16 protein-coding genes are annotated in these 13,783 nt (G+C 67.6%); 6 read left to right on the forward strand and 10 right to left on the reverse strand.

Annotated elements, in window-relative coordinates; genetic code table 11:
- Positions 1-48: 48 nt before the first annotated feature.
- The gene (locus Q0632_RS16175) at positions 49-1,713 is read right to left on the reverse strand and encodes a PDZ domain-containing protein (RefSeq protein WP_298932054.1); all 1,665 of its coding nucleotides are present in this window, start codon (positions 1,711-1,713) and stop codon (positions 49-51) included.
- Between the two features lie 179 nt (positions 1,714-1,892).
- Positions 1,893-2,636 (reverse strand): 2,3-diphosphoglycerate-dependent phosphoglycerate mutase, encoded by a 744-nt coding sequence (gpmA, locus tag Q0632_RS16180; protein ID WP_298932056.1) that lies wholly within the window; start codon positions 2,634-2,636, stop codon positions 1,893-1,895.
- A gap of 83 nt (positions 2,637-2,719) precedes the next feature.
- On the opposite strand from gpmA, the gene Q0632_RS16185 reads away from it, so the two are divergent.
- The 4 genes from Q0632_RS16185 to Q0632_RS16200 all read left to right on the forward strand — a co-directional run bounded on the left by Q0632_RS16185 (position 2,720) and on the right by Q0632_RS16200 (position 5,017).
- Positions 2,720-3,127: a rhodanese-like domain-containing protein gene (locus Q0632_RS16185; RefSeq protein WP_298932058.1), complete on the forward strand. Its 408-nt coding sequence runs from the start codon at positions 2,720-2,722 to the stop codon at positions 3,125-3,127.
- Positions 3,128-3,139: 12 nt separating this feature from the next.
- Positions 3,140-3,406, forward strand: a complete 267-nt coding sequence (grxC, locus tag Q0632_RS16190) for a glutaredoxin 3 (protein WP_298932060.1) — start codon at positions 3,140-3,142, stop codon at positions 3,404-3,406.
- Positions 3,407-3,495: 89 nt separating this feature from the next.
- Positions 3,496-3,963: a protein-export chaperone SecB gene (secB, locus tag Q0632_RS16195; protein ID WP_298932062.1), complete on the forward strand. Its 468-nt coding sequence runs from the start codon at positions 3,496-3,498 to the stop codon at positions 3,961-3,963.
- Positions 3,964-4,021: 58 nt separating this feature from the next.
- Positions 4,022-5,017 (forward strand): NAD(P)H-dependent glycerol-3-phosphate dehydrogenase, encoded by a 996-nt coding sequence (locus Q0632_RS16200; RefSeq protein WP_298932064.1) that lies wholly within the window; start codon positions 4,022-4,024, stop codon positions 5,015-5,017.
- Positions 5,018-5,020: 3 nt separating this feature from the next.
- Here Q0632_RS16200 and Q0632_RS16205 read toward each other — a convergent pair whose 3' ends face one another.
- Positions 5,021-6,109: a TRAP transporter substrate-binding protein gene (locus tag Q0632_RS16205; protein WP_298932065.1), complete on the reverse strand. Its 1,089-nt coding sequence runs from the start codon at positions 6,107-6,109 to the stop codon at positions 5,021-5,023.
- Positions 6,110-6,181: 72 nt separating this feature from the next.
- Positions 6,182-6,499 carry a thioredoxin family protein gene (locus tag Q0632_RS16210; protein WP_298932067.1) on the reverse strand — a complete coding sequence of 106 codons (318 nt, stop codon included), beginning with the start codon at positions 6,497-6,499 and terminating at the stop codon, positions 6,182-6,184.
- 61 nt (positions 6,500-6,560) lie between these two features.
- Between Q0632_RS16210 and nadC the strand changes: the two genes are divergently transcribed.
- Complete coding sequence (gene nadC, locus Q0632_RS16215; RefSeq protein WP_298932068.1) at positions 6,561-7,424, forward strand: carboxylating nicotinate-nucleotide diphosphorylase; 864 nt, start codon at positions 6,561-6,563, stop codon at positions 7,422-7,424.
- A 1-nt stretch (position 7,425) separates the two neighbouring features.
- Positions 7,426-8,544: a quinolinate synthase NadA gene (gene nadA / locus Q0632_RS16220; protein ID WP_298932069.1), complete on the forward strand. Its 1,119-nt coding sequence runs from the start codon at positions 7,426-7,428 to the stop codon at positions 8,542-8,544.
- Positions 8,545-8,556: 12 nt separating this feature from the next.
- Here the strand turns inward: nadA and Q0632_RS16225 are convergent, their stop codons facing one another.
- The 6 genes from Q0632_RS16225 to thiC all read right to left on the reverse strand — a co-directional run.
- Positions 8,557-9,150, reverse strand: a complete 594-nt coding sequence (locus Q0632_RS16225) for a DUF1080 domain-containing protein (RefSeq protein ID WP_298932070.1) — start codon at positions 9,148-9,150, stop codon at positions 8,557-8,559.
- A gap of 31 nt (positions 9,151-9,181) precedes the next feature.
- The gene (locus Q0632_RS16230; protein ID WP_298932072.1) at positions 9,182-10,027 is read right to left on the reverse strand and encodes a thiamine phosphate synthase; all 846 of its coding nucleotides are present in this window, start codon (positions 10,025-10,027) and stop codon (positions 9,182-9,184) included.
- A 67-nt stretch (positions 10,028-10,094) separates the two neighbouring features.
- Positions 10,095-10,880 carry a thiazole synthase gene (locus tag Q0632_RS16235; protein ID WP_298932074.1) on the reverse strand — a complete coding sequence of 262 codons (786 nt, stop codon included), beginning with the start codon at positions 10,878-10,880 and terminating at the stop codon, positions 10,095-10,097.
- 2 nt (positions 10,881-10,882) lie between these two features.
- Positions 10,883-11,086, reverse strand: coding sequence for a sulfur carrier protein ThiS (thiS, locus tag Q0632_RS16240; protein WP_298932076.1), 204 nt, complete (start codon positions 11,084-11,086; stop codon positions 10,883-10,885).
- Entirely contained in the window at positions 11,083-12,108 is a 1,026-nt protein-coding gene (thiO, locus tag Q0632_RS16245) for a glycine oxidase ThiO (protein WP_298932078.1), read from the reverse strand. Before thiO ends, thiS begins: the two co-directional genes overlap by 4 nt.
- Before the next feature lies 1 nt (position 12,109).
- On the reverse strand, positions 12,110-13,783 hold a 1,674-nt coding region (gene thiC, locus Q0632_RS16250), incomplete at its 5' end, for a phosphomethylpyrimidine synthase ThiC (RefSeq protein ID WP_298932080.1).

A 13,783-nucleotide genomic window follows, 5' to 3' on the forward strand; every position in this document is an offset into this window, starting at 1 on the left:
CCACTGATGCGGATGGCGCGGCCTGGCCCTTTTCAGCCTTCACGTCGCTCATTTCTTCTCATTCAGGTCGTAGAACTGCCAGACGCGATCGCTCCACAGGCCGGCAAGCTCGCGGCCTGCCGCACCGACGATATTGGGATTGATCGTGAAGTGATTGGCTGCCGTCAGCATTTCGCGGTAGATGCGCTGCATGACGCCGTAACGCAGCGAAGCGCCACCGGCTGCCCGGTAGACGAACTGGCAGGCATCGACGCCGGCCTCGTGCACCTCCGACTTGGCAAGATGGACAAGGCTGATCTGGCGGGTTGTGACCCGGTTGCCGGCCTCGATCGAAGCCTCGATATCGTGCCAGACCTCGAACAGGAAGGCGCGTGCCGCCCGGACCCGGGCCTCCGCGCGACCGAAGTCAAACCAGAACTTGTCGCTCTCGCCTAGCAGACCGGCCCGGCCCGTCTTGGTCAGCGCGTATTTCGCCATCTCGTCGAGCATGCGACGCGACGCGCCAATCGCCCAGCCGGAATGGCCGATGGCCGCCAGGCCGACCACGCCTAGGCTGAAGAACTCCTCCATCCGCTGCGGCTCGGCGGTCATGATCGGAAACACCATGTCGTCGGGGATGAGCACGTCCTTGGCGGCATAATCGATGCTGCCGGTCGCCTGCAGGCCCAGCGAATGCCAGTTGCCGAGCAGGTCGTGATCCTCGACCGGCGCGTGGGCGCAGAGCACGATCACATTGCCATTCTCGTCCTTTGCCGGCTGGCCGTTGCCATCGTCGAGCAGGGCCGCGGTGTGGGTGAAGGTGGCATGATAGATGCCGCTCGCATAGGCCCATTTGCCGTTCAGCAGATAGCCGCCTTCGACCTTCTTTAGCATGCCTGTCGGCGTGCCCTGTCCGGAGAAGCGGTTATCGACTTCGCCCCCGAACAGGCGATTGATCGCGGTATCCGGCAGGAAAGCCGCCGACAGCGCCACGGCAGCGTCCAGCAGGCCGCCCGGGTCGTTGCGCAGGTCCAGCACCATGCCCTTGAGGTTGGGCTCGGCCTTGTAGATTTCCTCGACCTTGCGCACGAAGTCGTCGACCGTGCGTTCCTGGAACTGCGACAGGCGCAGCCAGGCGTAGCCGGGCTCCATCACCTTGCCGCGGACCGACTGGGTTCTGATTTCCTCGCGGGTGATGGTCACCGGGAAGGTGCGGTTCTCGTCCTTGCGGAAGATCGTCAGCATGACCTTGGTGTTGGGCTCGCCGCGCATGCGCTTGACGGCCTCGTTGAGCGACAGCCCCTTGACGACGGTGTCATCGATCTTGGTGATCAGGTCGTTGGGTTTGAGGCCGGCGCGGAAGGCCGGCGAGCCCTCGATCGGGGAGACCACCTTGACCAGGCCGTCCTCCTGCGAGATCTCGATGCCGACGCCGACGAAGCGCCCGGACGTGCCTTCGCGGAATTCCTTGAAGGACTTCTTGTCGAAATACTGCGAATGGGGGTCCAGGCTGGCCACCATGCCGGAGATGGCATCGGTGATCAGCTTCTTGTCGTCCACCGCCTCAACATAGTCGCTCTTGACCATGCCGAACACCGCGGCGAGCTGTTGCAACTCTTCCAGGGGAAGCGGGGCAAGGGCACCACGAGCGACGGTCTGCAGCGAGACTGTGGTGAGCGCTCCGGCCAGGGCGCCTACGGAAATCCAGCCAGCGATCTTGAGTTTGTGGCGCATAAAAAAATGTCAGTCCTCACGTCTTCAATATACACCCGCGAAAGTGATAGGACGCGTCCATGCAGCGGCGGTTCCCTTGCCGTTGTCAGGATGTGGAAAAAGTCGCCGGGTTTACCTGATCTTTGCGTCGCGCCAGACCGCCTGCAGCGCGCCGCGGCAGCCCATTGCGGCAGCCGGGTTCAGGCCTTGCCCTGGCTGGCGACCGCCGCTGCGGCCTTGGCGATGGCCTGTGCGTCCCCCAGGTAGTAGTGCTTCAGGGGCTTGAGCTGGGCGTCCAGTTCGTAGACCAGCGGGATGCCGTTGGGGATGTTCAGGCCGACGATGTCGGTGTCCGAGACGCCGTCCAGGTACTTCACCAGGGCGCGGATCGAGTTGCCGTGGGCGGCCACCACCAGGCGCTGACCGGCGCGGATGGCCGGGGCTATGGACGCGTCCCAGAAGGGCAGAACCCGGGCCACCGTGTCCTTGAGGCACTCGGTCAGCGGCACTTGGCCGGGGGCCAGGGCGGCGTAGCGGATGTCGCCGGCCTCGGCCCGAGGGTCGGTCGCCTCCAGCGCTGGCGGCGGCGTGTCGTAGCTGCGGCGCCAGACCAGGACCTGCTCGTCGCCGTACTTTTTGGCGGTTTCCGCCTTGTTCAGGCCTTGCAGGGCGCCGTAGTGGCGCTCGTTCAGGCGCCAGGAGTGGACCACCGGCAGCCAGGTGCGGTCCATCTCATCCAGGCAGTGCCAGAGGGTGTGGGTGGCGCGCTTGAGCACGCTGGTGTAGGCGACATCGAACTCATAGCCTTCGGCGCGCAACAGGCGCCCGGCCTGCCTGGCCTGCTCGACGCCGGTGGCCGTGAGGTCCACGTCGGTCCAGCCGGTGAAGCGGTTTTCAAGGTTCCAGGTCGATTCGCCGTGGCGGATCAGCACGAGTTTGTACATGGCGGGAGACAGTGCAAAAGGGAAGGGGAAGCCCGGGATTTTAGAATCGCGGGTTAGCTGACTTTCTCAGCCCAAGGAAAAAAGTGAAATTTCTGATCGACAACTGGATGCTGATCTCGGTGGCCCTGGCCTCTGGCGCCCTGCTGCTGTGGCCCGTGGTGCAGGGCGCGGCCGTCTCCGGCCTCTCGGCCGCCAACGCGGTGCAACTCATCAACCGTGAAAAAGCCGTGGTGGTGGACGTCTGCGAAACCGAGGAGTTTGCCGCCGGCCATGTGGGCGGCGCCAAAAACATCCCGCTGGGCCAGCTGGAAACCCGCCTGCCCGAAGTGGTCAAGAACAAGGCTCTGCCGCTGATCCTGGTGTGCGCAACCGGCGCGCGCGCCAACCGGGCGCTGGCCACGGCCAAAAAGCTGGGTTACGAGAAGGCCCAAGTCCTGGCCGGCGGCCTCAAAAGCTGGAAAGACGCTAATCTTCCGCTGGAAAAAGCCTGAAGAAAGTCCCGCATGCAAGCCGTCAAGATGTACACCACGCAGTTTTGCCCCTACTGCGTGCGCGCCAAGCAGATCCTCAAGTCCAAGGGCGTGGCTGTCATCGACGAGGTGCGGGTGGATGAGCTTCCCGAAGAGCGCATGAAGATGATGGAAATGACCGGTCGGCGCACCGTACCGCAGATCTTCATCGGCGACACCCACGTGGGCGGCTGCGACGACCTGATGGCCCTGGACAGCCGCGGCGCCCTGGTGCCGCTGCTGCAGGGCAGCACCGCCTGACACTGAGATAATCGGGCCTGACCCCGTTTTTCCCCCAGCCCGCCGCGGTCACGCGATGCGGGCTTCGTTTTTGACCCGAAAGCAAAACCATGGCCGACCAGCAGCAAGACCCCGTGTTCCAGATCCAGCGCGTCTACCTCAAGGAGTGCTCGCTGGAGCAGCCCAATTCCCCCGCCATCCTGCTGGAGCAGGAAGCACCGGCCGTCGACATCCAGCTGGGCGTGGAAGCCCTGCAGGCCGCAGACGGCATCTACGAGGTCTGCGTCACCGCCACCGTCACCACCAAGGTCAAGGACAAGACAGTGTTCCTGGTCGAGGCCAAGCAGGCCGGCATCTTCGAGATCCGCAACCTGCCGCCCGAGCAGATGAACCCCATCATGGGCATCGCCTGCCCGCAGATCGTCTACCCCTACCTGCGCGGCAACGTGGCCGACCTGATCACCCGCGCCGGCTTCCCGCCGGTGCACCTGTCCGAGATCAACTTCCAGTCGATGTACGAGCAGCAGCAGGCCGAGCTCCAGGCTGCCACGCCCTCGCCCATCATCACCACCGCCTGAGCGTCCTGCGAAGAGGTCAAAAAGGCCTCCAGCCCGTGTCCAGATTGCCTGAGCAGCTATGAAAATCATAGTCATCGGCGGTGGTGCCTGGGGCACGGCGCTGGCCGCCAGCGCCGCCGGCCGGCATGCGGTGACGCTCTGGGCGCGCGACGCGGCCCAGGCCCGCGAGATGGCCGCCGCGCGCGAGAACCGGCGCTACCTGCCCGGCGTGGCCTTGCCCCCGGCTCTGGCCATCGCTGCGGCGTCCGACCTGGCCCAAGCCGCCGCCGGCCACGACCTGGCCATCATTGCCACGCCCATGGCGGGTCTGCGCGCCACGCTGCAGGCCCTGGCCAGCCACGGCGGCCCCCTGGCCTGGCTGTGCAAGGGCTTCGAGGCCCCGGTCAGCACGCCGCATGGCCTGCTGGGCCACGAAGTTCAGCAGCAGGTGGCGCCGCAGCTGCAGGCCGGCGTCCTCAGCGGCCCCAGCTTCGCGCTGGAAGTGGCGCGGGGCCAGCCCACGGCCCTGGTCGCCGCCAGCGGCCATGCGGCCGTGCGCGAGGCCCTGGTCGCGGCCTTTCACAGCCCCAGCCTGCGGGTCTATGCCAACGACGACCTGGCCGGCGTGGAGACCGGCGGTGCGGTCAAGAACGTGCTGGCGATCGCCACCGGCCTGTGCGATGGCCTGGCGCTGGGCCTGAACGCCCGCGCCGCCCTCATCACCCGCGGCCTGGCCGAGATGACGCGCCTGGGCCTGGCGCTGGGCGCCAAACCCGAGACCTTCATGGGCCTGTCGGGCCTGGGCGATCTGGTGCTCACCGCCACCGGCGATCTTTCGCGAAACCGCAAGGTCGGCCTGCTGCTGGCCCAGGGCCGCACGCTGCAGCAGGCGGTGGACTCGCTGGGCCATGTGGCCGAGGGCGTGTACTGCGCCCGCACCGTGGTGCAGCGGGCCGCGCAGTTGGGCGTGGACATGCCCATTGCGCGCGCTGTCGTCGCCCTGCTGGACGGCCAGTTGCAGCCCGCCGCGGCGGTGGCAGCCCTCATGGGCCGCGACGCCACCTCCGAAGCCTGAGCCTCAGGTCTTGCTGGGCGGGTTGTTGTAGACGAAGTTCGCGTAGGTGTGCTCGGCAAAGCGGTGCCAGAGCATCACCTCGCCGCGGAACTTGCTCCAGGACTCGTAGATTTTCTTGAACGAGGGGTTCTTGTCGGCTTCTTCCCGGTACAGGTCGAAGGCCGCGTCCTGCGCTGCCTTCATCAGCGGCAGCGGATAGGCGTGCAGCTTGACGCCGCTGCCCACCAGGCGGCGCAGCGCCGCCGGGTTCTTGAAGTCGTACTCGGCCATCATGTCGCTGTTGGCCTCGGCCGCGGCGGCCTCGAAAGCGGCCTGGTAGTCCTTGGGCAGGGCCTCCCAGGTCTTGGTGTTCACATAGAACGAGTACATGGAGTTGCTCTCCCACCAGCCGGGGTAGTAGTAGTGGGGCGCGATCTTGTAGAAGCCCAGCTTCTCGTCGTCATAGGGGCCCACCCATTCGGCCGCGTCGATCGTGCCTTTTTCCAGCGCCGGGTAGATGTCGCCGCCGGGGATGTTCTGCGGCACGGCGCCCAGGCGCGCCATCACCTCGCCACCGATGCCGGGGATGCGCATCTTCAGGCCCTTCAAGTCGGCCAGCGACTTGATCTCCTTGCGAAACCAGCCACCCATCTGCACGCCGGTGTTGCCGCCGGGGAAGCTGACGATGTTGAAGTCGCGCAGGAAGTCGCGCACCAGGGCCAGGCCGCCGCCGTGGACCATCCAGGCGTTCTGCTGGCGCTGGTTCATGCCAAAGGGCAGGGTGGTCTCGAAGCCGAAGGTCTTGCTCTTGCCCACGAAGTAGTAGCTGGCCGTGTGGGCGCACTCGATGCTGCCGCCCTGGACCGCATCGACCACACCAAAAGCGGGCATGAGCTCGCCGGCGGCATGCACCGAAATCTGGAATTTGCCCCCCGTGATCTGGCCGACCCGCCGGGCCAGCACCTCGGCGCCGCCGTAGATGGTGTCCAGGCTCTTGGGGAAGCTCGACGCGATTCGCCAGCGCACGTTGGGGCTGGCCTGGGCCAGGGCGGGAACGGAGACGGCAGCGGCGCTGGCCGCCAGGCCGGCGCGCAGGAAACGGCGTTTGTCCATGGGATTTGCCTCGTTGGTGGTTGTTGGCATGCCAACCTACGCAAAAGAGGTGCCAGCGGACGCCGGCCAGGCTCAGCCGTCGATCTGCGTCAGCGCCTGGGCAATCGGTTCGCTGGCCTGCGGCCGCACCAGCTGGGCCTGCTCCTGGCCGTCCTTGAGGAAGACCAGGGTGGGCCAGAGCTTGACCTTGAACGAGCGCCCCAGCGGCCGGCCGCTGCCGTCCTCGATCTTCAGGTGGCGCACGCCAGGATGGGCTTGCAGGGCGGCGGCGATATGGGGCTGGGCGCCCTTGCACCAGCCGCACCAGTCGGTGCCGAACTCCAGCAGCACGGGGCCGGTCATGGCATCGACTTCTTCGCGCTTGGGGGCCGTGGGTGCATAAGGACTCATGGCGAAATTGTCTCCCAGTCACGGCCTGCGCCTGTAGTCCGATGCCGCTATGCTTGACCGCATGACAGCAGTATTTGATTTCTCGGCTGCCGCGGTGGCCGAACTGGCGCGCGCCGATGTGGCCCGTGCCCTGGCCGAGGACGTGGGCGATGGTGACCTGACGGCCGGCCTGGTGGATGGCAAGCGGCGCGCCCGTGCCCGTGTGCTGGCCCGAGAATCCGCGGTGATCTGCGGCGCCCCCTGGGCCGAGGCAGCGCTGCGCCAGGTCGATCCCGGTGCGCAAGTCCACTGGCTGGTGCGCGAGGGCCAGCGCGCCCTGGCCGACCAGGTGGTGCTGGAGATCGAGGGATCGGCGCGCGGCCTGCTGACGGCCGAGCGCACGGCGCTGAACTTCCTGCAACTGCTCAGCGCGGTGGCGACCAAGACCGCCACCTATGTGGAGGCCGTCAAGGGCACGCGGGCGCAAATCGTCGACACCCGCAAGACCCTGCCCGGCCTGCGGCTTGCGCAAAAGTATGCGGTCAAGACCGGCGGCGGCACCAACCACCGCATCGGCCTGTACGACGCGGTGCTGATCAAGGAAAACCACATCGCTGCGGCCGGCGGCGTGACCCCGGTGCTGCGCGCCGCGCAGAAGGTGGCGGCGCAGGCCAGCTTCATCGAGATCGAGGTGGAAACATTGGCCCAGCTGGAAGAAGCGCTGGCCGCCGGCGCCACCATGGTGCTGCTGGACAACATGGACCTGGCCACCTTGCACCAGGCCGTGCGCATCAATAACGGCCGCGCCATCCTGGAGATCTCCGGCGGCGTGACGCTGGACGGCTTGCGCACCCTGGCCGAGACCGGTGTGGACCGCATCTCCATCGGCGGCCTGACCAAGGACATCAAGGCCACCGATTTCTCGATGCGCCTGAAGGACATCTGACATGAGCGTCGTCATCCCCATCATCGACGTGGAGTTCGAGCAGCCTGTGAGCGGCAGTGTTTGCGATACCAAGCACGCCTGGGCCCGCGTGCCGGTGGAGCCGCTGCCGCACGAGCGCGCCGAGCTCAAGGAGCGCATCAAGCGCCTGCTCAAGGAGCGCAACGCGGTCATGGTCTCGCACTACTACGTGCATCCGGACCTGCAGGACCTGGCCGAGGAGACCGGCGGCATCGTCAGCGACTCGCTGGAGATGGCGCGCTTCGGCCGCGACCACCCGGCCCAGACCCTGGTCGTCTCCGGCGTGAAGTTCATGGGCGAGACCAGCAAGATCCTGTCGCCGGGCAAGACGGTGCTGATGCCCGATCTGGACGCCACCTGCTCGCTGGACCTGGGCTGTCCCATCGACGAGTTCAGCGCCTTTTGCGACCAGCACCCCGACCGCACCGTGGTGGTCTATGCCAACACCAGCGCCGCGGTGAAGGCGCGCTCGGACTGGCTGGTCACCTCCAGCTGCGCGCTGGACATCGTGGCCGCGCTCAAGGACAAGGGCCACAAGATCCTGTGGGCGCCGGACAAGCACCTGGGCGGCTACATCCAGCGCCAGACCGGCGCCGACATGGTGTTCTGGAACGGCGCCTGCATCGTGCACGACGAGTTCAAGGCCTTCGAGTTGGAGGCCCTGAAAAAGCAGTACCCCAAGGCCAAGATCCTGGTGCACCCGGAGTCACCCGCCGACGTGGTGGCACTGGCCGACGCCGTGGGCTCGACCTCGGCCATCCTCAAGGCCGCCAGCGAGATGGACGCCAAGGAGTTCATCGTCGCCACCGACAACGGCATGATGCACAAGCTGCGCACGCTCAATCCGGGCAAGCTCTTCATCGAAGCGCCGACGGCCGGCAACAGCGCCACCTGCAAGAGCTGCGCGCACTGCCCCTGGATGGCCATGAACGGCCTGGCCGGCCTGGCCCATGTGCTGGAGACCGGCAGCAACGAGATCCATGTGGACCCGTCGCTGGGCGAGCGCGCCCGTTTGCCGATCGACCGCATGCTGGCTTTTACCGCAGCCTTGAAGGGCGGCCAGAACGCCGGCGCCCTGGTGCCCAACATCGGCGCGGCCTGAGCCGCTCCGCGCTTACAGGGTCTTGATCTCGACCTTGCGCCACTTGATGGTGCCGCGGCCCCATTGCAGCGCCAGCGGGCCGCTGGCGAGCTTGGCATTGCGCACGTCCACCGTCTTGACGCCATTGAGCACCAGCACCAGGTGGTCGCCGCGCATGGTGATCTCGTAGGTGTTCCACTTGCCTCCGGCCTTGGGCATGGGCTGGGCGACGGGGGCGACCTTGACGATGGCGCCCGTGCCATAGGTCGGGTCGGGCCGCTGGTCGAAGATGTTGGCCTCGTAGCAGTTCTCGTCGGTGATGTTGACCGGCTCCTGGCAGCGCAGGAACAGGCCGCTGTTGGCATCGTCGCTGGACCAGAACTCGGCCCGCACGCTGAAGTCGCGGTAGCTGAGCTTGGTCACCAGGTAGGCCGGCGTGGCGCCGCCCTGGGTGGCCTGGATGACGCCGTCCACCGCCGCCCAGTTGGCCACGCCCACGCGGTTGAAGTTGTCCAGGCCCTGGCCGCCGTTGACCAGCGGGACCCAGCCTGAGTCCATGGTGGCGCAGCCTGCGAGGGCGCTTGCCACGGCCAGAGCGATGAGCGTGCGGCTTGCGATGTTCTTCATGCCTGTCTCCATTCGTTATTTGATTTTGGAGTCACGATGCTACGCCGGGCACGGCGCTCTGGCAAAGCGCGCTCTGCAAGCTGGTGCGGGGCATGGCCGGTACCGGATGCGGCGGCCGTTGGCGCCCTTGCGCCACTGCCTGCTGCAAGGAGCGGATCGCCGCCTCCGGTGACGCCGCTGCCGTGATGGCGCTGATCACCGCCACGCCGGCCGCGCCGCAGCTGGCAGCCTGTGCCGTGCGTTCCACGTCCATGCCGCCGATGGCGACCACAGGCAGCGGCGCGAGCTCCTTGCACCACCAGGCCAGGTTGGCATTGCCCTGCGGAATCCAGGGCATGGCTTTGGCAGCTGTCGCATGGATGGGCCCACAGGCGATGTAACTGGGGCGCAGCGGCCAGGCGCGGCAGACCTCCCAGGGCGCGTGGGTGCTGATGCCAAGGCGCAGGCCGGCGCGGGCGATGGCGTCCAGGTCGGCGGTCGCCAGGTCTTCCTGGCCCAAGTGCACGCCATAGACGCCTTCCTCGATGGCGATCTGCCAGTGGTCGTTGAGAAAGAACTGGGCGCCGGCGGCGCGTGAGGCCGTCACGCTGTCGCGCACCTGCGCGCGCAGGCTGGGATCGCCCGGGTCCTTGATGCGCAGCTGCACGGTGCGCACGCCGCCATCGAGCACGCGCTGCACCCAGGCCGCGCTGTCGACCACGGCGTACAGGCCCAGGTCCTTGTCGGCCAGCGGCGCGAAGCCGCCCTGCGCTGACTGGCCCGGGATGTCCAGTGCGGGCAAATGGCCGATAGTGGCGCGCTGCGCCAGGACCTGGGCATCGAGTGGGACGAAGCCCTGTGCCAGGAAGTCGTCGGGGGAAGCAGGTTGGGTGGTCATATTTCGAATCAAATGGGGTGTTAGCCCGCGCCAAACGGACCTGGAGTGCTATTAAAAGTGAAGCGCTTCAGAGCAGAAAGGGGCGTCCCGTGACCGGCGTGGTGGGCACGGCCATGTCCTGGCGGGCCATCACACCGGCCTCCCAGGCCAGGCGGCCGGCTTCAATGCCCAGGCCGAAGGCGCGCGCCATGGTCACCGGCTCGCGCGCCTGCGCCACGGCGGAATTGAGCAGCACGGCATCGAAGCCCAACTCCATGGCCTGCACCGCGTCGCGTGGCGAACCGATGCCGGCGTCGACGATCAGCGGCACACCGGGCAGGCGGGCGCGCAGCGTGCGCAGCGCGCCGGGATTGACCAGGCCCTGGCCCGAGCCTATGGGCGCGCCCCAGGGCATGAGGATGCGGCAGCCGGCGTCCAGCAGGCGCTGGCAAGTCACCAGGTCGTCCGTGCAATAGGGAAAGACCTCGAAACCGTCGCGGGCGAGTTCGCCGGCGGCGAGCAGCAGCTCGAAGGGGTCGGGCTGCAAGGTGTGCTCGTCGCCCACCACCTCCAGCTTGATCCAGTGGGTGCCGAACAGCTCGCGCGCCATGCGCGCCAGGGTGACGGCCTCGCGCGCCGTGCGGCAGCCGGCGGTGTTGGGCAGCAAGTGGGCGCCGGTCTCGCGCACCATGCGGTAGAAATCACCAGGGGCGCCCGGCGCGCCGGCCGCCGCCAGCTGGCGCTTCAAGCCCACGGTCACCACCTGCGCGCCGGAGGCGGCGATGGCCTCTTGCAGCACTTGCGGCGAGGGATAGCCGGCCGTGCCGAGGAAGAAGCGGCTTGTCAGTTGCACGCCGCCAATGGTCCAGGCCATGTTCAGCCTCCTGTGATCGGTTGAAAAGTGAAGACCGCGTCGCCGTCTTGCAGCAGCTGTTGCTCCCGCGCCGCGATGGCGACGAACTCGCCGTTGACGGCGGTGGCCAGCGACTTGGGCGCGGCGTCCAGGGCGGCGACCAGGCCGGCCAGGGTCTGGCCGGGTGGCAGGGCGCGCGGCTCGCCGTTGAGGGTGATGGTGCTCATGCTTTGGTTGTTTCCATGTGGTGCAACGCGTCTTGCACCAGGGCCGGCGCGATCAGCCAGCCGTGGCGGAACAAGCCATTGATGCGGGTCAGGCCGGCCTGGCTGTCCACGCGCGGCAGGTTGTCTGGCAAGGCGGGGCGCAGATTGGTTTCGCTGTGGATGAGGCGCGCCTCGGCCAACTCGGGCAGCACGCTGTGGGCTGCGGCCAGCAGTTCCACCGTGCTGCGCACCGAGACCGGCGAGCGGTCCTCGCTCTCGATCTCGCTGGCGCCGACCACGACGACGTCGCCTTCGCGCGGCACCAGGTAGACGCGATGCCGCGGATGCAGCAGGCGCAGCGGTCGTTGCAAGGCCACGCCGGGCGCGTGCAGCCAGAAGATCTCTCCACGCACGCCGCGCAAAGGAAGCTGAGGCCTTGCGCCCAGGCCGCGCACATCGAAGACCCAGTCGAAGCGGTGCAGCTCGCCGTTCGCCCGCAGGCTGCTGGCCTGCACCTGGTCCACCGTGTGCTGCCAGTGCCATGTGACGCCGCGCGATGCGCAAGCCAGCGCCTGCATGGCTTGCACCGTGTGGATCTGGCCTTCGCCCTGCAGCAGCCAGGCGTGGGCCGGGCCTTGCACGGTGGGCTCCAGTTCGCGCAGCTGCGCGGGAGTGAGTGCCTCGGGCGCGTGCGAAGCCGGTGCCTTGCTGCGCAGCAGCTCCACCACGCGCTGCGCTGCGCCCTCGTCACCGCGGTGCGCCAGCAACAGGCTGCCGCGGCGGCTGAACTGCACGGGCTGGTCCAGCTGCGCCAGCCATTGCGGCCACAGGTCCAGCGAGCGCAGGCCCAGCGCGAACACGCCCTGGTCGGCGCACTCCAGTTCGGCCACCGGGCTGAGCATGCCGGCGGCAGTCCAGCCCGCAGCGGCCCGCGCATTGGCGTCCGCAGCCGGGTCGAAGACCTCGACCGCATGGCCCGCGCGTCCCAACTGAAAAGCCAGCAGGCGGCCTAACAAGCCTGCGCCCGCAATACCAATGCGCATGTCAGCCCTTGGCGATGGGAATGTAGATTTCGCTGCCGGCGGCGCGGAACTCCGCGCTTTTCTGGGCCATGCCCTCCTGCGCCGCAGCGTAGTCGCGCACCTCCTGGCTGATCTTCATCGAACAGAACTTGGGCCCGCACATGGAGCAGAAGTGCGCGACCTTGGCGCCGTCGGCCGGCAGGGTTTCGTCGTGGAAGTCGCGTGCCGTGTCCGGGTCCAGCGCCAGGTTGAACTGGTCCTGCCAGCGGAACTCGAAGCGCGCCTTGGACAGCGCCTCGTCGCGCGCCCGCGAGGCCGGGTGGCCCTTGGCGATGTCGGCCGCGTGGGCCGCGATCTTGTAGGCAATGATGCCCTGCTTGACGTCGTCGCGGTCGGGCAGGCCCAGGTGTTCCTTGGGCGTGACGTAGCAGAGCATGGCCGTGCCGTACCAGCCGATCAGGGCCGCGCCGATGGCGCTGGAGATGTGGTCGTAGCCCGGCGCGATGTCGATGGTCAGCGGGCCCAGGGTGTAGAACGGCGCCTCGTGGCAGTGCTTCAACTGCTCCTCCATGTTGGCCTGGATCATGTGCATGGGCACGTGGCCCGGGCCTTCGACCATGGTCTGCACATCGTGCTGCCAAGCAGTTTTCGTCAATTCGCCCAGGGTGCGCAGCTCGGCGAACTGGGCCTCGTCGTTGGCGTCTGCGCCCGAGCCCGGACGCAGGCCGTCGCCCAGCGAGAAGCTCACGTCGTACTGCTTCATGATGTCGCAGATGTCCTCGAAGTGCTCGTACAGGAAGCTCTCCTTGTGGTGGGCGATGCACCACTTGGCCATGATGGAGCCGCCGCGCGAGACGATGCCGGTGCGCCGGCCGGCCGTCAGGTGGACGAAGGCCAGGCGGATGCCGGCGTGGATGGTGAAGTAGTCCACGCCCTGCTCGGCCTGCTCGATCAAGGTGTCGCGGAAGATCTCCCATGTCAGGTCCTCGGCCACGCCGCCCACTTTCTCCAGCGCCTGGTAGATGGGGACCGTGCCGATGGGCACAGGCGAGTTGCGCAGGATCCAGTCGCGCGTGGTGTGGATGTTCTTGCCGGTGGACAGGTCCATCACGTTGTCGGCGCCCCAGCGGATGGCCCAGACCAGTTTTTCCACCTCCTCCTCGATGCCCGAGGTGACGGCGGAGTTGCCGATGTTGGCGTTGATCTTGACCAGGAAGTTGCGGCCGATCGCCATGGGCTCGACCTCCGGGTGGTTGATGTTGGCCGGGATGATGGCGCGGCCGCGTGCCACCTCGTCGCGCACGAATTCTGGCGTCACCAGTTGCGGGATCTGCGCGCCCATGGGATTGCCGCGCAGGCGCTGGGCCCGCTCGGCGTTGTCCAGGTACTGCGCCGCCCATTCGCGTTTGCCGTTCTCGCGGATGGCGACGTACTCCATCTCGGGCGTGACGATGCCGCGCCGGGCGTAGTGCATCTGCGTGACGTTGGCGCCGCTGCGGGCGCGGCGCGGCTGGCGTTGCAGGCCAGCGGCTTCGGCACGGAGGGCGGCGATGCGCGCGGCCTCGCGCTCCTCGTGCTTTGTGCCGTCGTCCAGCGCCTGGCGCTGGCGGCCGGTGTACAGCTCGGTGTCGCCGCGCGCCTCGCTCCAGGGCGTGCGCCCGCCGGCCAGGCCGCGGCGCACGGCGAGCCGGGCCTG

Source organism: uncultured Ramlibacter sp. (assembly GCF_936925435.1).
Lineage (GTDB): Bacteria > Pseudomonadota > Gammaproteobacteria > Burkholderiales > Burkholderiaceae_C > Ramlibacter.